This is a genomic window from Candidatus Endomicrobium procryptotermitis (assembly GCA_031279415.1).
Lineage (GTDB): Bacteria > Elusimicrobiota > Endomicrobiia > Endomicrobiales > Endomicrobiaceae > Endomicrobium_B > Endomicrobium_B procryptotermitis.
This window is the reverse complement of sequence record JAITIP010000036.1, coordinates 38089-62032: the sequence shown is the minus strand read 5'-3', so window position 1 is coordinate 62032 and position 23944 is coordinate 38089. Positions and strand designations below refer to the sequence as shown.

The following is a 23944-nucleotide window of genomic DNA, read 5'->3' as shown; positions in this document are numbered from 1 at the left end:
CTTGACAAACATTATGTAAAGCCATATAATAATACACAAAAAATTCGTATAAAGAAGGAGAACGCGTGGTAAAATTTAAGAGAAGCGATTCTTTAAATAATCTTAGCGCAGCATTGGAAAATTATCTGGAAACTATTGCCGCTTTAAAAAAAGAAAAAAAATATGCAAGAATTGGAGATATAGCAAAATCTCTCAATGTTAAAAGTTCAAGTGTTAATGTCGCAATAAATTTTTTGGCCGAAAACGGTCTTGTAATACATGAAAGATATGGATACGTGGATTTGACCGAACAAGGCGACAATATCGCCAAAGAAGTCCAACGAAAACACGATATTTTATATATGTTCTTGCGCGACTTGCTCTTTGTTGAAAGTGGATTGGCCGTTAAAGAAGCTTGCGAAATAGAGCATTCAGTAAGTTCGGATACTATACATAGGCTTGAAAGATTATATAAACTTTTGAAAAAACATTTTCTTACTACTCCTAAAGATATGATGAATCTTCAGGATTATCTTGAAAGAAAAGAGTAATTTTTTAGAAATATTACGTAAATTTTACTCGATTTTACATTCGGAGAGTTACGCAGAAAGTATTAAAAAGGTAGCGTTAAAGAAAACATTATATAAGATTATTATGGATTTAAATTGCCCGAAAGGGTTTTTTTTAAAGCAATTATATTAGCTCAGCCTAAAATTAGGAGATGTTACTAAATGCGCATTTTTAACAGTTTTAAAAATCGTTTAAAATATTGTTTTTATGATTATTGGCATCGTAAGCCAGCGATGTCAAATAAAAAAATATACAATCGCAATACAAACAGTGCGATATGTAAAGGCCTAAATAAATTAAGTTGCATAAAAAGGGGAAGCTGTAAATTTGTTTCTGCCTGCTGTGATGAAAAATTGGCTCGTAGGCTTTCCGAAATGGGTTTTACTCCGGGCAGCAGCATAAAAATCGTTTCGGGTAGTTCAAGAGGAAGTATTATGGTAGAAGTTAAAGGCTCAAAACTTGCCTTAAGTAACAAAATAGCAGACAATATCTTTATAAAAGAAGAAATAAAAAATAATATTTCTACATGAACAGCTGCTTTATCTTTCAAAAAGTAAAAATACACAAATTTTTTAACAGATTTTATACTTATTTGATAAAATATTTTTCCGATAACAGTCGGTTTGATAAGAAAAATTTTTATTATTTTATTAGTTATCTGTTTTTTTTAATACCGTTGAAATTAGATAAAGTTAAGAAAAGCATAACGTGTTAATATATAACTGGGGGGGGGGATTTTACATGGGAGAAGTAAAGAAGTTAAGTGTTTTAAAGGTAGGGCAAGAAGGAAAAATTAAAAGCATTTCTTCTAAAAGCGGGACCGTTTTAAAAAAGAGACTTTTGGATATGGGCTGCGTGGCGGGCTGCACAATAAAGGTGAAAAAACTTGCACCTCTGGGGGATCCTGTGGAAGTTATTGTGAAAAGCTATTCTTTAAGTCTTAGAAAAGAAGAAGCCGATGCAATAGAAGTTGAAATATAATACTTTTTTAAGGAAAAGATATGAGTAATAGAAAAAAAATTATTGTCGCACTTGCGGGAAACCCAAACTGTGGAAAAAGTACTATTTTTAACGCTTTAACCGGTTCAAACCAACATGTCGGAAATTATCCGGGTGTAACCGTAGAGAAAAAAGAAGGAATAAAAAAATATAAAGATTATGAAATAACGTTTGTAGATTTGCCTGGAACCTACAGCCTTTCTGCTTATTCTGAAGACGAAGTAGTCGCAAGAGATTTTGTTATCAAAGATAAACCGGATGTCGTAGTCCACATAGTTGATGCTTCGAACATGGACAGGAACCTTTATCTTTTCACGCAGCTTGCGGAACTTGACACGCCAGTTCTTTTGGTTTTAAACATGATTGATATTTTGGAAAGCAAAGGGTTTAAAGCCGATGAAAAAGAACTTTCCTCGCTTTTGGGAGTACCTGTCGTTTCAACTATAGGAAATAAAAAAACCGGTATAAATAATCTGCTTGACAAAATTATCGAAAATCATGAAAACGGCGATTTTGCATCGCAGAAAAAAGCAAAAGTCGATTACGGCGACGACATAAAAACCGAAACAGATAATCTTGAAGCACTGATTTTAAAAGATGAAGAACTCTCAAAACTTCCTAAAAACTGGCTTTCAATAAAACTTTTGGATAATGATTCAGCCGCGGTTAAAAAAGTTTTAGTATCAAAAAATGCTGCGGCAATACTTGCGCAAAATGAAAAAAGCAGAAAACATATCGAAGAACATTTCGGAGAAACCGTAGAAACCAAAATTGCCGAGTATCGTTACGGTTTCACAAATTCCGTAGTAAAAACAGTGATCAAAGAGCTGACGTCAAATAAAAAGGACGTCACGGCAGTTATAGATAAATTTGTTTTAAACAGGTTTCTCGGCCTTCCGATTTTTGCACTTGTAATGTATTTGATTTTCAAATTTACTTTCACAGTTTCCTACCCTGTTGTCGGCTGGTTTGAAACTTTTTTTGAATGGAGTGGTAGAATGGCTGCTGCCATAATTCCCGAAGGAAACATTCAATCTTTAGTGGTAGATGGAATGATAGGAGGAGTTGGTGGAGTTTTAGGTTTTTTTCCTCTTGTTCTGTTCATGTTTTTTGCAATCGCCTTTTTCGAAGATACGGGTTATATGGCAAGAGCGGCTTTCGTAATGGACAGAATTATGAGCAAATTTGGGTTGCACGGAAAATCGTTCTTGCCGATGATGATTTCAACAAACGGCTGTGCGGTTCCTGGTTTCATGGCAACCAGAACGCTTGATTCAAAACGCGACAGATTTATAACAATGTTTACAGTTTCATTTATGATATGCGGCGCGAAATTGCCGGTATTTTCACTTTTTATAGCGGCATTTTTTGCCGAAAGTCAACAGGCAAACATCATGTTTATATTTTATGTGTTAAGTGTCTGCATTGCTCTTATAGCAGCGAAGATATTAAGCAAAACCGTACTTAAAGGTGAACCCGCTCATTTTGTCATGGAACTTCCCCCATATCATATGCCTACCATCAGGGGACTATTGCTTAAAATGTGGGAAAGAGGCTGGCTTTATATTAAAAAAGCCGGCACTATCATCGTATTTATATCAATTTTGATATGGGCAGGATTTACTTATCCTACGGCTAGTGAAAATCCAGATTTGCCGCAAGAAGAAGTGGCAGCTAGTCAAATGGAACAAAGTTTTTTAGGAAGACTCGGCAGCGCTTTGGAACCTATAGTAAAACCTATTGGCATGGACGGAAGCAGAGCGATAGCTTTAGTTGCCGGACTTGCAGCAAAAGAAGTGGTTGTAAGCACATTGGGCACGATATATTCTCTCGGAGAAGTTGACCCCGAAGAAGCCGAACCTTTGAAAGAAAAACTTGCATCTGATGAAGGCTGGTCGCCGCTTAAAGGCATCGTATTTTTGATATTCTGCCTTATATACATTCCGTGCATCACAGCTGTCATCGTATTTTTCAAAGAAACCGGTTCAAATTATAAATGGCTTGCACTTTTGGTAATAGGCAATACCATCGCTGCATGGCTTGCGGCGTTTTTAGTTTTTCAGATAGGTACTCTTTTAAAAATAGGAGTTTAGCTGTAAATAGAAAAAAGAAGTCTTTTTACTTTTGTCTTTGAGGAGGCAGCATGCTGCAAAATATAATTATTCTTGTAATTGTGGTGGTCGCAGTATTTTTTTTGATACGACATTTCAAAAAAGGCGGCACTGACTGCTGTAAAACGGAAGATAAAAACAAATGCGATTGCGGCTGTAATGGCAAACAAGAAAAATAACTCCATAAATATATAAAATTCCTTTATAGCTATGGTCAGTTTTGCGGACAGTGGTAGTAATTGACCAGGGTTTTAACATAATCTTATTATAGTAAATTAGTAATTTGTAATAAGAACTTCAATGCTATTACTATTCTTAAATAAAATTTAACAATTTTGTTTTTGAGTCCAAATAACGGCGTTGGCCTATAGAAATTGCATTATTTCCAAAATATGCACCGTTCATTGACGTTATCATATATTTTTCAAGAAATATTACCAAACTTTTGTGTCTACTGCCCCTTTGACCACTGGCAGAAACCAAAATATTTTTGTGCAGCCCTTACAATATGAAACAATAAAGCGGCGGTAATTATTATGTTTTATTGTAGTTGAATTTAATCGGCTGTTTAAAGAAAATTTAAAAGTTCTTTAAAAGTTTTTTGGAATATTCATCGTCCATCTTGAATTGATATTGAGACACAGAGACTTGTAAAAATGCTATAGTCTAAATGGTCACCAAAGCGACGAAGCCAGGAGACCCAGCTTCCAAAAACTATCCGCAGATAATTCTCTTTTGCCGCTGCTTGCCGTTTCTGTCTTTTTCGACAAAAACCTTGCCGCCAGATAAATCCTTTTCACAATAGTACATCATTGCCGCATTCGTTGAAGGTGCCGGGGTAAATATTTGTACTTGCTGCGGATGAATTTTTAAATTTTTTCCTATATAATTTTGAAGATATATCATTTCTTTTTCACCGCAGCCTGGATATGCTGCAATAAAATAGTATGTGAGAAACAGATTTTTACTGTTACTTCTTTTAAACATTTCGATAAAGTATTTAAGTTTATTTGACGAAGGTTTGCCCATGAGAGATAAAATCTTATCATCACAATGTTCTGGAGCTATCTTCATCTGTCCCGATATATGATTTTCCGTGATACGGTCAAGATAATCTTGACCGTTTTCTGCATCGCCGCATATAATGTCATATCTTATTCCTGAAGAAACAAAAACCTTTTTTACTCCTTCAAGCATGCTCACTTTTTTCAGCAGCAGCATTTGTTTATTGTGTCCGTAAATGAGATTTGCACATTGTGACGGAAATAAGCAGCGTTTACTTTCGCATCTTCCCGCATTTGAGTTTAACGAACATTTTATGGCAAACATATTTGCTGTCGGTCCGCCTAAATCTGTGATATAACCTTTAAAATCTTTAAGTTTAGTTATTTTTTCGGCTTCTTTAACAACCGATTCTTCGCTTCTTGATACCACTTCTTTTCCCTGATGCACTGCTATAGAACAAAAATTGCATTCTCCGATACAGCCTCTGTGCGTTGTTATTGAAAATTTTATGGTCTCCTGAGCTTTTACTTTTCCCATTTTAGCATAGAAAGGGTGAACTTCTCTTGTATAATCTAAATCATATACAGCATCCAACTCTTCCGTCGTAAGAACTGACTGACTGCCATTGTGTATGATGTATCTGCCGCCGTGTTTTTGCGATATTGTTTTTTCATTTCTGTTGCAAGAATTTTTATAAAAAGTTGAAAACATTTCAAAAAATTTGTCTTTATTATCTCTGCATTCTTCAAATGACGGAAGCTCTAAAGAATCTTCTTTTTTTTCTTTTGAAATATAACATAGCCCTTTTATATCTCTCCATTCTTCTCCATCTCTTAAAGCTCTGGCGAGCTCAAGATTGGACTTTTCACCCATACCGTATGAAATTATATCGGCTTTTGCGTCAAATAGTATTGACCGCCTCAAAGCATTGTCTTTAAAATCATAATGGACAATTCTCCTAAGGCTTGCTTCAACTCCGCCGAGAACTATAGGTTTTGTATTTTTAAAATGTTTCCTTATAAGGTTTGTATATGCCATGCATGCTCTGTCAGGACGCTTATTATTTATGCCTCCAGGTGTTAAATCGTCATCGTTTCTGAACTTGTTAAGAGCCGTATAATTTGAAATGAAAGAATCCATTGCGCCAGCCGATACACCCCAATAAAGAGCTGGTTCTCCGAGACGGGCAATATCATTATTATTAATGTCTGGCTGTGCAATAATCGCAACTCTAAGCCCTTTGGAAACAAGATAATTTCCAATAACGGCAGTACCTATAAAAGGGCTGTCTATATAAGTATCTCCGGACACTAAAATTATGTCGGCCTTATCCCAGCCGATTCGGTTCATTTCTTCTTTTGTGGTAGGTAAAAACACAAATCCTCTTTTATATTTTTAATTTACAAACATTATAAGTTTGTCCCGCAAAAGCGGAAATCCGAGTTGAAAAAACTCTTTTCAACTTATATTGCACCAGTTTGCTGTGCATAAAATTATTATTTCTCCAGTAAAAGAGATATTATCGGCATTGTTATAAATCCTGCTGCTGTTGTCAGCACTATAGCAAGTGCAGCAAGTTTGTGACTAAGTTTATACTGCGAAGCTATAACTAAAGTTAAAACCATTGTAGGCATTGCGGCTTCCATAGTCGTTGATTTGAAAGCCAGATTTTTCATTCCCAAAATCATGGCCGCAGAATAAGCAATCAGTGGAGAAATACACAATTTTATGACAACCGCAGGAAGAACTATTACGGTTTCTTTTATTTTTGGAATAGTAAGTGCAAGCCCAACGCTGAAAATCATAAGGGACACTATGGGCATCGACATGAGTTCTAAAGTTTTAAGTAAAAAACCGGGAAGAGTTATCCCGCAAAAATTTACCACAAAACCCAATATTAATGCCCATATCGGCGGAAGCTGTGCAAGTATTTTCACGCTGTCTTTAATTGAAAGTTTTTGTCCTTTTCCATAAGAACAAGCAAGCGAAGCACCTACAAACCATAACAACGGCATGGTCGCCATTAAATCATATAAAAAAACATATTGCGAAACGCCGCTGCCGTAAAGTCCGGTTAAAAGTGGAAGTCCTAAAAATGTAACGTTTCCAAAAGTCGCCGCAAGTATCAAAACAATTTTATCCTTTTTATTTAAAGATATGAATTTCTCTATGATTCCAAAAACGATAAAAGAAAAAATAAGCGAAAGCGATATTGTAAGAATTGCCGAAACAGGCAAAAGAATAGTATTGATGTCCATGTCGGCAGTGGCGATAACTCTGAAACATAAAGTTGGCAGAAAAAATCTTATAACGATAGTATTGATTGTGTGTCTTGCCAAATCTGGATTTATGTTTCCGGGTTTTTTCCATTGAAAAAAAATACCGCTGCCCATAATTAAAAAAAACGCTATTAAATTTTCAATCATTTTAATCCTTTAAAAAAAGAATTTTAGTAAAAATGCAGAAGTGGGAAAGCTGGATAACGGTATATTGGGGGCGGCAATCCAGAAATGCAAAGTAATATTTTAATATGCCGACTGTCAGCACTGCAGCTTCGTGTGAGTTGTTGACATACGGGAGAAAAATATTTTTTGTGGACAGATATGTTCTTAATCCATATTAGCCGCTTGCGGACTGTATTAAGATATTATGGTACAAACTGCATTACAAGATTTGCTGTTACCATTTTCCTTTGTTCGACTACTCGGTTTCTGCTTTCGCCAATATGTCATATCGTCAAAAGCCTGTATCCTTTTGCAGCTACTGCGGTCATTACCCAGCTGCTGTTGTTGTCCAACTTCCCGACTTCTGTAATCATCCATTATATCTGCTGTAATTACTTTCTTCTTTAGTTATAAAGATATCATGAGGATGACTTTCGGCAAGCCCAGCCGAAGTTATTTTTACAAATTTTCCGTTTTCAATAAGTTCTTTAATAGTTTTAACTCCGCAATAGCCCATTGCTGCTCTTAGTCCGCCGATAAGCTGATAGACTACATCTCCGACTTCTCCGCGGTAAGGAACTCTTCCTTCGACGCCTTCTGCGACAAGTTTTTTTGAATTTTCCTGAAAATACCTGTCGCTGCTTCCGGACTGCATTGCAGCGGAAGAACCCATACCTCTGTAATATTTAAAAGCGCGGCCATTATAAATGATGTCTTCTCCTGGACTTTCTTTTGTGCCGGCAAAAAGCGAACCCATCATGCAGATGCTTGCACCTGCAGCAATTGCTTTAGGTATGTCTCCGGAATATTTTATTCCGCCATCGGCAATTACCGGTATGCCATATTTTGCCGCAATTTTAGCGCAGTCATAAACCGCGGTTATCTGCGGAATGCCTATGCCTGCAACAACTCTTGTAGTGCATATGGCGCCCGGTCCTATTCCTACTTTTATGCAATCTGCGCCGGCATTTATTAAATCTTCGGCCGCCGCCGCGGTTGCGATATTTCCGGCAATTATCTGCGCATAGGGAAAAGTTTTTCTCAATTTTTTTACTGCGTCTATAACTCCTTGGCTGTGCCCGTGTGCAGTATCTACGGCCAGAACGTCTACATGTTCAGCGAGCAGAGCTTCTGCTCTTTCAAGCATATTTTTTGTTATTCCTATGGCAGCTCCGCACAAAAGTCTTCCGTCATCATCTTTTGAAGAGTTTGGAAAGCGTATTCCTTTCTCAATATCTTTAATTGTTATAAGTCCTTTTAAGATAAAATTTTCATCGATTAAAGGAAGTTTTTCTATTTTTTTATTTTTCAGTATTTCTCTTGCTTCGGAAAGAGATGTGCCTACTTTTGCGGTTACGAGATTATCTTTTGTCATTATATCGGAAATCTTTTTACTGCTGTCATCTTCAAAACGCATGTCCCTGTTGGTTATTATGCCGATAAGTCTTCCATCATCTTCAACGATAGGCACGCCAGATATTCTGTATCTTGAGGCAAGTGCTTTCGCATCGCCAAGAGTATTATCCTTTTTTAAAGAAAAAGGATCAGAAATTACTCCATGATCGCTTCTTTTTACGCGGTCAACTTCGCCTGCCTGCGCCTCTATTGTCATATTCTTGTGGATGATTCCGATTCCGCCTTCACGCGCCATGGCTATAGCCATTTTGGATTCTGTAACGGTATCCATTCCTGCGCTCATAAGTGGAATATTAAGTTTGATTTTTTTTGTGAGATTAGTGCTTAAGTCAACGTCTTTTGGAAGAACCTGCGAATGCTGAGGGATAAGTAAAACATCATCGAAAGTCAGAGCCTCTTTTAAAAATTTTGTATCCATTTTTATCTCCGCTTTCTGAAAATTATACTTATTTTAACCATTTTTGGCAAATGCTCTCCTGCGGCGGCATTAAAAATCAGTTATAATAAAATTTATAATATATAAGTGTTTTTTCTATTGCCCCATTAGACTTTTATATACAATACCTCCAATTTTTGAAGAAAAGTTTTTATAAAGTCTACAATAGTGCCATTTATTTTTTCTTTTTTCAATTTAAACGCATAATGTTTCCCCATTATAAATTCAATCATATCCGAATAATCGTTTATAAATTTTTTAATATCTGCATTAGAAAAATCAGCGTTTTGTGAAAATAACACATATATATATTTATTGTCTTCCGATATTCTTTCAATTTTCAATTTTTCCGCTTTGAGCCTTATGCGCGCGATTTCAAAAAGTTTCTGTGTTTCCTGTGGAATCTTCCCGAAACGGTCTGTCAGTTCGTTTTTAACATTTTCTATGTCTTCGGCTTTCTTTGCATTGGAAAGTTTTCTGTAAAATAAAATTCTTATATCGTCATTTTCTATATAAATGTCGGGTATCAAAGCTGAAATTTGTAAATCTATTTCACATACGAGATCTTTTTCTCGTTCAACTGTTTTGCCTTTTATTTTTTTGCCTTCTTCTTCAAGGAGCTTTGCAAACATATCGTAGCCTATATCCCTGACAAATCCATGCTGATTAGCACTGAGTATCCCGCCTGCACCTCTTATTTCCAGATCTTTAAGTGCAAGCCTGAAGCCTGACCCTAGTTCGCTGAACTCTTTCATCGCTTCAAGCCTTTTAACCGCTTCATCGCTTAAATGTTTGTCTTTATAAAAAAGATAGCAATATGCTTTTCTTTTATCTCTGCCAATTCTGCCGCGCAGTTGGTAAAGCTGGGACAAACCGAAATTTTCAGCTTCTTCGACTATCATCGTGTTTACTGAAGGAATGTCCAAACCGGACTCAATAATAGTCGTCGCAAGCAAAACGTCAAGCTCGGCATTTGTAAATCTCCACATTATTTCTTCGATATCCGCAGTCTTCATCTGTCCGTGTATAACTCCGAGTTTGATGTCTGGGACAAGTCTTTTAATCTCTGAAGCTTTAGCAAGAATCGTTTCAACTTTATTGTAAACATAAAAAACCTGCCCGTTTCTTGAAAGTTCGGCGCCGATTATCGTTTTTATCATATTTTCGTCATATTCCGAAAGAGAAGTTTCTATCGGAAGCCTTCCAAAAGGAGGCGTTTCAATAAGCGACAAATCCCTGAACCCTGAAAGCGAGGAAGACAATGTGCGTGGGATAGGTGTGGCGCTCAACATCAGCATATCTATATTTTTCTTTATAGATTTTATCTTTTCTTTTTGTTTTACTCCAAATCTATGCTCTTCATCGACAATCAGCATTCCGAGATTTTTAAATTTAATGTCTTTTTGAAGAAGTCTGTGCGTACCGATAACTATATCGACTCTTCCCTGAGCAATTTCTTCGACAGTTTTTTTCTGCTGCGCTTTGCTCTGAAAGCGGCTTAACACCACAATTTTTGTCGGGAAAGGAGAAAGCCTGTTATAGAAAGTGTTGAAATGCTGCTGCGCCAAAACCGTAGTAGGTACAAGAACTGCCGCCTGCATGCCATCCTGCACGATTTTGAATGTCGCTCTTACGGCAATCTCAGTTTTACCATAACCGACATCACCGCATATCAGTCTTTCCATTGGATAAGGTTTTAAAAAATCACTTTTTACATCTTCGATGGCTTTAAGCTGGTCAGGAGTTTCTTCATATGGAAAAGCGTCTTCCAATTCTTTCTCCCAAGTTGTTTCGCGGCTTAAAGGCTGCCTTTTAACTTTGCTTCTTTCCGTGTAAAGTTTCAAAAGCTCTTTTGCGAACTCTGCCGCCGCTTCCCTGGCGCGCGACTTTATTCTTTCCCATGCACCCGTATCCATAGAATAAAGTTTCGGTTTTACACCTTCGACGCCTATATATTTTTTTACGGTTTTAATTTCTTCGGGAGGAACGTAAAGTTTGTCGCCTTTTCTGTACTCTATGCACAGATATTCCGACGTTTTATCTTCGCGTGAAATCGTTTTCAACCCGATATAGCGGCCAATACCATATTTTTCGTGCACGACATAATCTCCAGCAGAAATTTCCCATATTCCTTCAAGTCTCCTTCCTCCCTGAACTTTCGGAAAACTTATGGGTTTCTTTTTATATAACATTTCGCGGCTGGACAGGCATGCAAAGTTTTCTTTTTCAAGATAAAATCCCTGTGACAAATTTCCATACAAAAATTCAGGCACTTCGTATTTCCAGCCGTTTTCATAAAAAAGGTCATGAATTCTTTCCCTTTCTCCATCATTAGCGCAGTATATCTTTATGTTTACGCTGTTACGTGCAAAATTTTCAAGCGAATTTATGAAAAATTTTATGTCTCCATGAAAACCAGTAAAACTTTTATAACCTTGATATTCGGATTTTTTATTTAATGGTGCATTTACAAAAAGTTCATATTTTTTAGAAACCAACTCCTCTTCCTTTTCCACTGTGTAATCGAAATAAAGCATGGATTTATCGTCAAAATAATCTTTAATTAAAGCGGTATCATTTTGCAGATTGAGCGGCAATACTTTTATTTTGTCGATAAAAGTATTTGAAAGCTGGCTTGCTGGGTCAAAAATTCTTAAAGCCTCAATAGTATCGTATTCAAAAAGAATTCTGACGGGGTAGATATTTGCCGCAGGCCAAATGTCTATTATGTCACCTCTTATGGAAAATTGCAAACGGTCTTCGACAAAACTCGTTCTTGTATAGCCTAAACTGACAATCGAACAAATCAATTCCTCAAATTTATGTTTCTGTCCATGTTTAAAAACTATTCCTCTGTCATCTCCGGGAGCGGCAACAGGAAGGTTATATGATATGTCTCCGGCACATATAATGAAACTCTTAAGATTTTGTATTTTATCAATGGCAAAAGTTCTCTGCTGAGCATCATCGGAAGGAAAGAGTATGATGGGAAATTCTTTATAATCTTTTTGGAAAAAAACGTTCAAATCATCGTAAAAAGAGTCAAGTTCATCGTCTTTGACAAATAAAAAAGCGCGCAAATCCGAATTTTGGACATACCTTTCAGATAAGCATTTAAACAAAAAATGGGCTTTAGCAGATCCCGAAATACCTGACAAAAACGTTACACTCATTTCACTTAGTGTTTTTTATCAAAAATTTAATTAGAAATCAATAAATAGAAACTTGACTGCCACCAAAAACATGAAAAATATCAAATGCATATTGCAGTAAATTTTACAAGATGGCGCACAGAAGGTCGCTCAAAGTGCTTGTGTGATATTACAAGTAATTGACATTTTTATTTTAATAATATAGCATTAGTTGTGTCATCTAGATTTTAAAACACAATATATAGATTTTTGCTTTTTTGGTGTTTCGCAGGGTTTTATTGCGTAACCTAATAGGAAATTCCGTGAAAATCGGAAGCATTCCCGATGCTGTAAGGGGAAAACAAAAGCCGCAGATTTAGCCACTGCCCAATTCGGTTGTGGGTGGGAAGGCGCGGCAAGTAGATTAAATGTTTGAGTTTTGTACGGCATTTATTATTCCCAAGCCAGAAGACCTGCCAAAAAAGCTGCCTGAAAACAGGCAAATAATATTAAGTTGCCGCGGACAGTAGCTTAATTTGTTATTTGAGGTCATGAAACCAGGGTACAGCCTCATTCTTTAATATATAAGGAATGAGTTTTTTGTTCTATAGGAGAAAATAATGGAAAATGCAGAGTTTTTTAGTGCAATAGTAAAAAGAAATGCCATGATAGAACCGTTTAACCCTAAAAAAATAGCGGCAGCCATAGCAAAAGCAGGACAGGCAACAGGCGAGTTTGGTGCAGATGTTGCAGACAAACTTACGCTTAAAGCATTATCTCTTTTGCAGGACACAATAGAAGACAGAAAACCTACGGTTGAAGAAATTCAGGATATAGTAGAAGAGGTTTTACTTTCTTCGGTTTATAAAAAAACTGCAAAAGCATATATTCTTTATCGCGACCAACACAATAAAATAAGAGAAATAACATCTGCTTTCAACGTTGACCTTGTGGAACAGTATCTCAAAAAGATAGATTGGCAGGTAAATGAAAACAGCAATATGTCGTATTCGTTGCAAGGGCTAAACAACTATATTTCTTCTGAAGTCAGCAAAGTTTACTGGCTGAACAAAATTTATCCCGAAAGCGTCCGCAAAGCGCACAGTGGAGGAGATTTGCATCTTCATGATTTGGGTCTTCTTGGTGCATATTGCGTTGGCTGGGATTTACAGGATTTGCTTCTCAGCGGCTTTAAAGGCGCTTTAGGCAAAGCTGAGGCAAAGCCGGCAAAACATTTCCGTACGGCTTTAGGGCAGATAGTAAATTTTTTCTATACCCTTCAGGGAGAAAGTGCAGGAGCGCAGGCTTTTTCAAATTTTGACACTTTGCTTGCACCTTTCATTTATTATGACAAATTGTCTTACAACGAAATAAAACAGGCTTTACAAGAATTTTTGTTTAACGTAAACGTTCCCACAAGGGTAGGATTTCAAACACCTTTTACGAATTTGACTATGGATTTGACCGTAGCACCGTACTATAAGAGTGAACCCGCGATAATAGGCGGCAATCGTATGGACAAGACTTACGGCGAATTTCAAAAAGAGATGGACATGTTAAATCAGGCTTTCTTGGAACTCATGCTTGACGGCGATGCTAAGGGAAGAGTTTTCACATTTCCAATACCTACTTATAATATTACAAAAGAGTTCGATTGGAACAATAAAAACATAAGCGCATTGTGGGATATCACTGCAAAATATGGCATACCTTATTTTGCAAATTTCATAAATTCTGACATGAAACCAGAAGATGCAAGAAGCATGTGTTGCCGTCTGCGCATAGACAACCGTGAATTGCAAAAACGCGGGGGCGGGTTATTCGGAGCTGCCCCTCTTACGGGTTCGATTGGCGTTGTTACGATAAACTTGCCAAGGATAGGTTATCTTGCCAAGAACGAAACCGATTTTATTGAAATATTAAAAAAGAACATGGACATCGCCAAAGAAAGTCTTGAGATAAAAAGAAAAGTTCTTGAAAAATTTACATCCGGAAGCCTTTACCCTTATATGAGTTTTTATCTAAGAAGCGTAAAAGAACGTTTTGGGGAATATTGGAAAAACCATTTTTCAACTATTGGAATTGTCGGTTTGAATGAGGCATGTCTAAACCTTTTCGGTCAGGGCGTTGGGAGTCCAAAAGGCAAAGCTTTCGGCGAAAAAGTTTTGGATTTCATAAGAGATACACTAATCATATACCAGCAGGAAACTGGAAACAATTATAATCTTGAAGCTACTCCCGCAGAAGGCACGTCTTATAGACTTGCAAAGATTGATAAACAGAAATATCCAGAAATAATTTCCGCAAACGAGAACGGAAGCACGCCATTTTACACAAATTCCAGTCAGCTTCCAGTAAATTATACAGATGATATTTTTGAAAATCTGGATTTACAGGATTCAATGCAGACAAAATATACAGGAGGAACGGTTATCCATATATTTATGGGCGAAAGAATAAAAGATACGGGCAGCTTAAAAGAATTCATAAAAACTGTCTGTGAAAATTATAGTTTGCCGTATTTTTCCATAACGCCGACTTTTAGTGTATGTCCTGTATGCGGATACCTTGAAGGCGAACATGCACAATGTCCGAAGTGCAAACAGGAAAGAATAGAGGCCATAAACAAACAAATAGAAATGTTGGAACAGCAGTTAATAGTTAACAGCTGATAACAATAAAAAGGAGGCGGCATGACAAAAAATGAAATTACACAAAAGCTTTCAGAACTGAAAACGCAAAAAGCAAACATTGAAGGCACAAAATGCGAAGTTTACTCAAGAGTTGTAGGATATTTACGACCAGTAACTTTGTGGAACGAAGGTAAAAAAGAAGAATTTAAAATCCGCAAACATTACTGCCCTTGCAAGTAACTCATATTTTGCCTAGATACTGATGGAGCAGGCAGATTTTTACTTTGCCGCTCAAACAAAATATTGTCTGAGCGGCAAAAATTTATATGTTTTTGGCAGAAGGAAAAAATTTCAATGAATATAGGCGGCCTTCAAAAATTATCTTTAATAGAGTATCCTGAAAAAACAGCAGCGATAATTTTTACGCAAGGCTGCAATATGTTTTGCCCTTATTGTCACAATCCGCAGCTTGTATATAAGGACATGTTTGAACAAGTTTTAAATGTAGCTGAGATTTTCTCATTTTTAGAAAAAAGACAGCGTTTGCTGCAAGCTGTTGTAATAACAGGCGGTGAGCCCACAGTTCAAAAAGATTTAAAAGATTTCATAAGAAAGATTAAAAGTTATAGATATGCTGTAAAACTGGACACAAATGGCACAAATCCGCAGATTTTAGAAGAACTCATAAAAGAAAATCTGATAAATTTTATAGCTATGGACATCAAATCTCCTTTGGAAAAATATAATCTTTTCTATAAAGGTGATATAAAAAAAATCGAAAATTCAATATTCATAATAAAAAACTCAAAAGTTCCTCATCTTTTCAGAACTACTTTTGACGAAGAACTTTTATGCAAATTGGACTTACAAATAATAGAAGAGCTTGTTTTTCCATCGCGACACATAGTCCAGCCGCACATAAAGCGGGACAAAAAAACGCTAAGCTCTTTTAATGTATAAAAATAAGGGGTAATTTTCATCTTAGGGAGGAAAAAGTTTTTTTATGTTATCGCTAAAATGGGGAAGTCCTGTGAAAATCAGGCACAGTCGCGCTGCGGTATGGAGAAATCTTAACGATAAGCTCTAAGTCCGAATGCCATGATAACAATCAATAAATTTTGTCGCGCAAACAAAAGGAGAAAATTATGTCAATTAAGACACTCATCACTGGTTTTCCGAGAATTGGTGAAAAAAGAGAATTAAAAAAAGCTTTAGAAAGTTATTGGTCAGGAGCAATTAAGGCCGAACAGCTGCATAAAACCGCCTCACAAATACGCCAAAAAAGCCTGCTTTACCAAAAAAACTGCGGAATTGATCTTATCAGCGTAAACGATTTTAGTTTATATGACAATATGCTTGACACCGCCGTAATGTTAAACGCGGTATCAGAAAGATTTAAGGTTATTGAAAACGACCTTGATCGTTATTTTGCCATGGCGCGTGGAAACGATAAAGCAACTGCCCTTGAAATGACTAAATGGTTTAATACAAATTACCATTATATCGTTCCAGAATTAAATGGCAATATGAAACCCATGCTCAACGCTTTAAAAATCATATCGGAATATAAAGAAGCGAAAAAGGCTGCTGTAACACCTAAAATAAATATTATAGGACCCGTAACGTTTTTAGGATTGTCAAAAAATAAAGAAGGAAACGTATATAATGCATATTTCGATAAAATTCTTTCCATATATAAAGAACTGCTGTCTGAAATTTCAAAGCTTGATGATATAGTATATGTTCAATTTGAAGAGCCCCTTTTAGTAAAAGATACTACAAATCTTGAATTAACACTTTTAAAAACCGCATACACTTCGCTTTCATGCGTCAGTGATAAAATTAAAATCATAGTGACTTCATATTTTGAACATTCTACTGAAGCGGTTGAAATTCTTACAGAGACGGGAATATGGGCTGTGGCGCTTGATTTTGTCTATGGCAAAAAGAATTTGCAAGCATTAAAGAAATTAAATTCAAAAAAACTTATAGCGGGAGTTGTTGACGGTAGAAATGTTTGGATTAACGATATAGACAAAAGTGTAAAATTGTTAGATAAAATTGCCGAAAACGTGCCTCATCAGGATATTATCATCTCTACAAGCTGCTCCCTTCTTCATGTTCCGTATGCACTGGAAAACGAGCCTGACAGCGATATAAAACGCTGGCTGAGTTTTGCTTACGAAAAAGTAAAAGAAACAGTGCTTATTGCAAAACTGTTTCACAAAGATTCTTTATCCGAACAGGAAGAAATTTTTCTTGCACAAAGCCGCGCTGCGATAGAAGAAAAGAAAACTTCTTGTAAAATTAATGATATTTCCGTTCAAACACGTGTTAAAAATATTCAAAAGTTTGAACGCGGGGGAAATTTCAAAGAAAGAAACCCGCTGCAAAAGAAAAATTTAAACCTTCCGCTTCTTCCGACAACAACCATTGGCAGTTATCCGCAAACAGACGACATACGTAGTATCAGAAAAGAATATAAGAAAGGAAATATTTGTCTTGAAGAATACGAGTCAGGAATAAAAAAATATATTGATAACTGTGTAGCTTTTCAGGATGAAACGGGTTTAGACGTTTTAGTGCATGGCGAACCTGAAAGAAACGATATGGTGGAGTATTTCGGAGAAATGCTTAAAGGTTTTCATTTTACGACAAATGCATGGGTACAAAGTTACGGTTCAAGATGTGTAAAACCGCCTATCATTTACGGAGATATTTCTCGGCCGCAGCCGATGACGGTAAAATGGATAACGTATGCGCAAAGCAAAACAAAAAAAGCGATGAAAGGCATGCTAACAGGGCCTGTTACGATTTTAAACTGGTCTTTTGTAAGAGACGACAAGCCAAGAAATGAAGTGTCAAAACAAATAGCGTTGGCATTAAGTGATGAAATAAACGATTTGCAGCAGGCAGGAATAAAAATAATTCAAGTTGATGAAGCTGCATTTAAAGAAGGCTATCCGATACGAAAAGAAAACATAGCTGAATATGAAAAATGGGCAGTTGAAAATTTCAAGCTGGCCGTAAGTACTGCAAAAAAAGAAACGCAGATACACACGCATATGTGTTACAGCGAGTTCAATGAAATAGTAAAAACAATAGAAGCGATGGATGCAGATGTTTTAACGATAGAAACGACAAGAAGCGGAAATGAATTATTAAATGCATTTAAGCAGGTTGGATACAAAAATGAAATAGGACCCGGCGTTTACGATATCCATTCGCCTAGAATTCCGCAGGTTGAAGAATTTGCAGATCAAATAAGAAAGTTAAAAGAAATCATACCTGTCCAACGTCTCTGGATAAATCCGGACTGTGGACTAAAAACAAGAAAATGGGAAGAAGTAAAACCAGCATTAAAAAACATGGTGGAAGCGGTAAAAATTATCAGAGACAAAAACTGAGAAACAGGGAACCGAAGGCCGAGAATAATGGAAAGGCAGAAGACTAGGATATCATATTCTATGCAAACAGAGAATGTCTGACTTGGTTTTGGCTGAAAATATATGGTTTTTTTGCACTCGCTCAGTTCGGGAAATAAAAAAACACCAACGTGAGTTTTTCACGTTGGGAAATATTTAAAACAGAAAAAACTGGGATGCGGAAGGGGAGGGATTCGAACCCTCGGTACGGACTTTCATCCGTACAGCGGTTTAGCAAACCACCGCACTAGACCAGCTATGCGACCCTTCCATTTTGAAATATTTTAAGAATTATAACAAATAAGGACTGCCCTTGCAATAACGAAATGAGATGACTGACAAGCGCTGTTACCTTAGTTCTAAATTTTAAAAATACTTTAATAGAAAAACTAAAACAATTTAACGACAAATATTTTCCCGACGCACAATACAAGTATAAATTAAGACAAAACCTTATAGACGAAGACGCATACAGCGCACAAAAAGAGAAATTCAAAATATTATTGACGAAATCTCAGTGGCACAGATGAATCAATTTTCTATCGGAATTTTTTAAAATCCTCTATCCATTTTAATTTCTTCTGCGAATAAGGTCCGTTTATCACGCCAATAGCAATCTTTACCAGAGTTTTATCATCGGAAGTGTCTTCAGATGGATAAAAATATTCATATGTACTACTTCCATGTTTAAGCTTATTGTCAGCAAACCATTGAGCCATCTCTTCATATAAATGCTTTCTTTCAAGATGACCTCCCTGAATTAAGCAAAAAACGATTTCCCCTTCGGGAATTATGGAAAACTTTATATCTCCTTTTCCTGAAATATGCTTATTTATAGGAAAACATATTTCTATTTCAAGATTATTAATATCGGAATTATGGTATGCAACAAAAGGAATATCTGTAAAAGCCACATTCTTTTTTGAAAGATATTCGGCAATTTTCAGTCTGTTTACTGAAACAACTTTTCGCAGGTCTTTAAGTGAAGTTCTTGCTTCTATAGTAAGCACTGGTTGTTCATTTTGATGTATAAAAATGTATTGCGACAACCTTGGCATAAAACCTCCATGCTTCAATCAAAAAGTGTTTACATATTATAGCCTTATTATGTTTTTTTTGCAGTATTTTTATTGAAATCCACCGTCTATATTTTGACACAGTGTTTAATTTAAAATATAATCACTTTTATATATGTGAAAAGCGGAGTGCTAAATGAATTTTAAAAATACTTTTTTAAAAATAATTTTTTATTTTTTTCTCACGGCAGTTCCATTATGTATTATTGTCAGTGGTAAAATTTTAGAAAAAATGACCGAAGACTTGCCTTCCATAAGCCAGTTGGAAAATTACACTCCTAATCTATCTACAAAGATCTATGATAAAGATGATAATTTGATAGCTGAACTTTTTACGGAAAGAAGAATGTTGGTACCGATCAATGAAATTCCAATAGATTTGCAAAATGCCTTTATCTCTATAGAAGACAATGCCTTTTTTCAGCATTGGGGCGTATCGGCAAAAGGAATTATTCGCGCTTTTTCGAGAATAGTGCTGAGAAGAAAAGTTGCTGAAGGCGGTTCCACTATAACTCAGCAGCTTGCAAAAACAATATTTTTAACTCCAGAAAAAACTTTAAAGCGCAAAATCAAAGAACTCTTGCTTACCATACAGCTTGAAAAAGATTATTCAAAAGATGAAATTTTACAGTTTTATATAAATCAAATTTATTTCGGCAGCGGCGCTTATGGGGCGCAGTCGGCTGCAAAAGTTTACTTCAATAAAAACGTCGAAGATTTAAATCTTGCCGAATGCGCAACTCTTGCGGCAATACCAAAATCGCCTAACTATTATAATCCTTTCAAAAAAGCAGAAGCTTCTTTAATAAGAAGAAATCTTGTACTGGCAAAAATGAGACAGCTCGGATATATAACTCCACAACAGGAACAGGAAGCTCTTGAAGTGCCTCTTCCGATAAAAGAAGATAGGCTCAAAGAGGAATCAGGGCATTATTTTGTAGAATTTCTAAGAATAATGCTTGAACCTAAATACGGAACAAATGTTTTGTTTAAAGCTGGACTTTCGATATATACGACTCTTGATATAGCTGTACAAACGGCGGCAGAAAAAGCTTTGGAAAATGAACTTGAAAAATTTGATGCAGAAAAAGCCAAAGTTTTTGAAAATGCAGGAAAAGAACCAGTAAAAGTACAGGGCGCGTTGATAGCAATGGACATAAAAACAGGAGCAATCAGAGCAATGGTTGGTGGCAGAAGTTTTAAAGAAACGCAGTTTAACAGGGCAATTCAAGCAAAACGTCAGCCCGGCTCGGCTTTTAAACCTTTCGTTTACCTTGCCGCAATAGAAGCTGGACTTACCACCGCAACACTTCTTAACGATGAACAAATGGTGTTTGTTTACAACGGCGCCAATTGGGATTTGGTTTCAAGAGATATAAAAACCCTTGAAAGCATTGCAGAAGAAATTTCGGAAGAGGACTTAATTGACACTCAAAAAATATGGACACCAGTAAATTACGGCGGCAAATACAGAGGTCCTGTTTCTTTGAGAACGGCTCTAGCTTTATCCATAAACACATGCGCCATAGAGACAATAATGCAGATTACACCGAGAAAAGTGATACAGTCGGCAAAAAAGCTCGGTATCAGCACTCCACTTTCAAATTCTTTTGCTTTGGCGCTGGGTTCAAGCGACGTAACTTTACAGGAAATGGTTTCGGCTTATTCCACATTCGCCTCCGGAGGCGTTAAAACGACTCCTTATGTTATCACAAAAATAACTGATAAAGACGGAAGAATTTTAGAGCAAAATCTTCCCAAACAAAAAGAAATTTTACCTCCGCAAATATGTTTTGTTATGACAAACATGCTAAAATCCGTTGTCGAAAGGGGCAGCGGCTGGTATGCAAAATATCTTAACAGACCCTGCGCAGGAAAAACAGGAACTACAAACGAAGGCAGCGACGTTTGGTTTATAGGTTACACTCCGCAGCTTGCAGCTGGGGTGTGGGTAGGATATGACGACAGAACCATATCTTTAGGCGACAGAGTTACCGGAGGAAATTTAGCATGTCCGATTTGGACAAAATTTATGAAAGAAGCTCTTGAGGGAAAACCTATAGTCGATTTCAGCCAACCGGACAATATAGACTGGGCTTTAATAGATCCGCAAACTGGACTTTTAGCGCTTAGCAAAACGCCAGGCGCATTTTTGGAAGCTTTTATAAAAGGCACGGCCCCAAAACAATATTATGATCAGATTATTCCAGATTCAAAAAGGATTGATCTTACAATCGAAGAAGAAGGATTTTAGTTTTTTCCCTAACTTGATATATACTTTATGCCCTTTAAAAAATACTACATCTAATCAATCTGCTGATAAGTAAAGATTTTTATTCTGTATAAATGTATGCTTTTACAATTTTTGAATTGTTGAAAATTGTCATTGAAAGTTAAAATTAATCATCTGCCTGAAGAAAATCTAAAAGTTCTTTAAACGTTTTTTTGGAATATTTGCTATCCATATCAAATTGATATTGATGGTATAAAACAGGGTCGTCTTTTGAATAGATATTATAAAAACGCTTTTCGCTTTAACTCCCTTTTCTTTCAATGCTTGCGATATACGTTCCAGATGGTCGATATTTTACCAATAGCATGGGCAAATTCATCCTTTTTATTTTTTTAATTTTTAAAGCTTTTTTGATACTTTCATCTTTTTCTTTTTCACAATATTGATATATTACTTGTTGACTTCTGATAGAAATACCAAGCACATATCCACTAGAAGCATGTTCAGCAGGATTACCGACAACAGGGAACAATCTTTTTCTTTTCAGTATCTTTTTATTTTTGTGTTGACACAAGTAAAAATTAGGTATTGACATTAAAAAAATAAAATGTTATATTAATCTAACAAACTGCTCTTTTCATATTGTTTTTGAGAGAATGTTTTATCAAAAAAAGATAAAAAGTTTAATCAATAAAATATTGTTTTGAAAAAATAAGTTATGATTTTAACTCTTTGCTGGAGATTTATTTTTAATTATTTAAAAGAGTTAGTTTAAACTATAATAATTTTTAAGAAGACTTTATTATCTAAATTTAATTCTCATTAAATTTATAGCTTTTTAAATAAATGTAGTCGAGTTAACAAAATAGATATTTATTTTGTACAATTAATTGATAGTCTAAAAATAATACACATAGGAGGGTTTGATAATGAAGAGAAGTATCGCAGCAGTAGCAATGGCAGTATGTTTATTTTTTGGAAGCAACGCTTTTGCCTTGACAGTTGAAGAAGAGTTAGCTCTTCTTAAAGAAGACGTAGCAAAATTAAAAAGTGGTAGTGTCTCTGACGCTTTAGGAATTCAAACTAATGCTGGCGCCACATTTGTTTTGCAGGGCGTTTCAAAAGCAAATGATGGTTCGGATAAAGGGAGAATTGACGGTTCTTTGAGTGTGGATTTGGAGTTCAGCAAAGAGTTTTCTAATGGAGGAACGGCTTTCTTACATCTTGAAGGCGCAATAGGGGAAGGATTAAATGATAAACTGTCGCTATACAGTCCTTTAAATGGAGATGCAGGCACAACTTTAAGTATTTTTTCAATAGCGGAATTTTGGTATGAACAGGCTTTGTTCGATAATAAGTTGACAATAACTTTCGGAAGATTAGATCCTACCGGATATTTTGACGGAAACGAAGTTGCCAACGATGAGACCGAACAGTTCTTAACCTCAATGTTTGTCAATAATTCCACTATACTTTTCCCTGACTATTCTTTAGGTTTGAGCGTTTCTTATTCTCCGGTCGAGTTTTTGAGTTTAACTTATGCTTATTTTAATCAGGATTCAATAGAGTTTAACAATATAGATACCGCAGGTTTTAACATTGTTGAAGCGGGATTTAAAGTCGGAGAAACCGGGAATTATCGTTTGACATATTGGTTAAGCAATGTAGACTCCAGAGATGAAAGTGTTTTTGGTTTTGCTTTAAGCGTGGATCAACAGATAACGGAATCCATAGCATTGTTTGCCAGATATGGTTATAAAAATCCTAAAATAGCTGATGATGACAATCCTCTTTCTCATACATGGAGTTTTGGAGCCGGATTTAATGGTTCGCTTTGGCAGAGAAACGATGACGCAGTTGGAATAGCCGTAGGCCAAAATTTGATTTCAAAAGATTATGCAAGTATAAACAATCGTAAAGAAGATGCCGAAACACAAGCTGAACTCTATTATAAACTTGCGCTTACTGAAAACATCGCCTTAACGCCTATTTTACAATATGTCATAAAACCCGCAGGCGGAAATATTACAGAAGATGACATTTTTACATTCGGCATAAGAACGCAGATAGGTTTTTAAGTTTTAAAGGAAGTATAAAACAGAATATACGTCCCCCCGTATATATAAAAAGGGACTTTTGTCCCATCAGTAAAACAAAGGAAGGAGCTTTTCTCTACCCCTGAAAAGTTCCTTCCTTTTTTGATTTAACAGTCTGTAATCTGTGGCAACAAAAGGTAAAACTGTGGACCGTCAGTAGTGAAAGCTAAAGCTGAGCAATAATGAGGAATGGCTTGGTAAGTCTCTCACTCAATCTTGATAGGAATTTGAAAAGGCAGTTCTTTGCCTTTGCCAAACTTCTGCTAATCTTTATGCCGCGGCTTTGATAAATTGCCGGGATCATCAAAAAAAAGCTTAAATACCACAATAGGCAGTTTCTTTTAAAACCCCATAAGAATGTACAGTTGTGACTGAGCTTTCTTCATATCC

The 23944-nt window shown here is 36.1% G+C and carries 17 protein-coding genes, 1 tRNA gene and 1 riboswitch; of the genes, 11 read left to right on the top strand and 7 right to left on the bottom strand.

The features are described 5' to 3' along the window. Positions 1 to 65 precede the first annotated feature (65 nt). The 5 genes from LBD46_06920 (at position 66) to LBD46_06900 (ending at position 3838) form a co-directional block, all read left to right on the top strand. Complete coding sequence (locus LBD46_06920; protein MDR2426886.1) at positions 66 to 530, top strand: metal-dependent transcriptional regulator; 465 nt, start codon at positions 66 to 68, stop codon at positions 528 to 530. Positions 531 to 710: 180 nt separating this feature from the next. Continuing rightward, positions 711 to 1079, top strand: a complete 369-nt coding sequence (locus LBD46_06915) for a ferrous iron transport protein A (protein ID MDR2426885.1) — start codon at positions 711 to 713, stop codon at positions 1077 to 1079. Positions 1080 to 1290: 211 nt separating this feature from the next. Then, on the top strand, positions 1291 to 1530 hold the full coding sequence (locus LBD46_06910) for a ferrous iron transport protein A (GenBank protein MDR2426884.1): 240 nt from the start codon (positions 1291 to 1293) through the stop codon (positions 1528 to 1530). Between the two features lie 20 nt (positions 1531 to 1550). Beyond that, positions 1551 to 3641, top strand: coding sequence for a ferrous iron transport protein B (feoB, locus tag LBD46_06905; GenBank protein ID MDR2426883.1), 2091 nt, complete (start codon positions 1551 to 1553; stop codon positions 3639 to 3641). Positions 3642 to 3691: 50 nt separating this feature from the next. Continuing rightward, complete coding sequence (locus tag LBD46_06900) at positions 3692 to 3838, top strand: hypothetical protein (protein ID MDR2426882.1); 147 nt, start codon at positions 3692 to 3694, stop codon at positions 3836 to 3838. A gap of 535 nt (positions 3839 to 4373) precedes the next feature. Here the strand turns inward: LBD46_06900 and LBD46_06895 are convergent. The 4 genes from LBD46_06895 to mfd form a co-directional block, all read right to left on the bottom strand. Continuing rightward, entirely contained in the window at positions 4374 to 6041 is a 1668-nt protein-coding gene (locus tag LBD46_06895; protein ID MDR2426881.1) for a YgiQ family radical SAM protein, read from the bottom strand. 119 nt (positions 6042 to 6160) lie between these two features. Beyond that, positions 6161 to 7090 (bottom strand): AEC family transporter, encoded by a 930-nt coding sequence (locus tag LBD46_06890; protein MDR2426880.1) that lies wholly within the window; start codon positions 7088 to 7090, stop codon positions 6161 to 6163. Between the two features lie 388 nt (positions 7091 to 7478). After that, positions 7479 to 8942: an IMP dehydrogenase gene (gene guaB / locus LBD46_06885; GenBank protein ID MDR2426879.1), complete on the bottom strand. Its 1464-nt coding sequence runs from the start codon at positions 8940 to 8942 to the stop codon at positions 7479 to 7481. A gap of 125 nt (positions 8943 to 9067) precedes the next feature. Beyond that, positions 9068 to 12133: a transcription-repair coupling factor gene (mfd, locus tag LBD46_06880; GenBank protein ID MDR2426878.1), complete on the bottom strand. Its 3066-nt coding sequence runs from the start codon at positions 12131 to 12133 to the stop codon at positions 9068 to 9070. A 220-nt stretch (positions 12134 to 12353) separates the two neighbouring features. Then, positions 12354 to 12587, top strand: a riboswitch (cobalamin riboswitch). Between the two features lie 124 nt (positions 12588 to 12711). Between mfd and LBD46_06875 the strand changes: the two genes are divergently transcribed. The 4 genes from LBD46_06875 (at position 12712) to metE (ending at position 18131) form a co-directional block, all read left to right on the top strand. Next, entirely contained in the window at positions 12712 to 14763 is a 2052-nt protein-coding gene (locus LBD46_06875) for a ribonucleoside triphosphate reductase (protein MDR2426877.1), read from the top strand. 21 nt (positions 14764 to 14784) lie between these two features. Then, positions 14785 to 14964: an anaerobic ribonucleoside-triphosphate reductase gene (locus LBD46_06870; GenBank protein MDR2426876.1), complete on the top strand. Its 180-nt coding sequence runs from the start codon at positions 14785 to 14787 to the stop codon at positions 14962 to 14964. Between the two features lie 114 nt (positions 14965 to 15078). Further along, positions 15079 to 15684 (top strand): anaerobic ribonucleoside-triphosphate reductase activating protein, encoded by a 606-nt coding sequence (locus tag LBD46_06865; GenBank protein MDR2426875.1) that lies wholly within the window; start codon positions 15079 to 15081, stop codon positions 15682 to 15684. 185 nt (positions 15685 to 15869) lie between these two features. Next, positions 15870 to 18131 (top strand): 5-methyltetrahydropteroyltriglutamate--homocysteine S-methyltransferase, encoded by a 2262-nt coding sequence (gene metE / locus LBD46_06860; protein ID MDR2426874.1) that lies wholly within the window; start codon positions 15870 to 15872, stop codon positions 18129 to 18131. Positions 18132 to 18328: 197 nt separating this feature from the next. On the opposite strand, the gene LBD46_06855 is transcribed toward metE, so the two are convergent. Both LBD46_06855 and LBD46_06850 read right to left on the bottom strand, forming a co-directional pair. Continuing rightward, a tRNA-Ser gene (locus LBD46_06855) sits at positions 18329 to 18420 on the bottom strand. Between the two features lie 268 nt (positions 18421 to 18688). Then, on the bottom strand, positions 18689 to 19207 hold the full coding sequence (locus LBD46_06850; GenBank protein ID MDR2426873.1) for a GyrI-like domain-containing protein: 519 nt from the start codon (positions 19205 to 19207) through the stop codon (positions 18689 to 18691). A gap of 154 nt (positions 19208 to 19361) precedes the next feature. Between LBD46_06850 and LBD46_06845 the strand changes: the two genes are divergently transcribed. After that, positions 19362 to 21479: a transglycosylase domain-containing protein gene (locus tag LBD46_06845; protein ID MDR2426872.1), complete on the top strand. Its 2118-nt coding sequence runs from the start codon at positions 19362 to 19364 to the stop codon at positions 21477 to 21479. Positions 21480 to 21759: 280 nt separating this feature from the next. Here the strand turns inward: LBD46_06845 and LBD46_06840 are convergent, their stop codons facing one another. Then, complete coding sequence (locus tag LBD46_06840) at positions 21760 to 22053, bottom strand: hypothetical protein (GenBank protein ID MDR2426871.1); 294 nt, start codon at positions 22051 to 22053, stop codon at positions 21760 to 21762. Positions 22054 to 22387: 334 nt separating this feature from the next. Here LBD46_06840 and LBD46_06835 point away from each other — a divergent pair, with 334 nt between their 5' ends. Then, entirely contained in the window at positions 22388 to 23536 is a 1149-nt protein-coding gene (locus tag LBD46_06835; protein ID MDR2426870.1) for a carbohydrate porin, read from the top strand. The last annotated feature ends 408 nt before the right edge of the window (positions 23537 to 23944 follow it).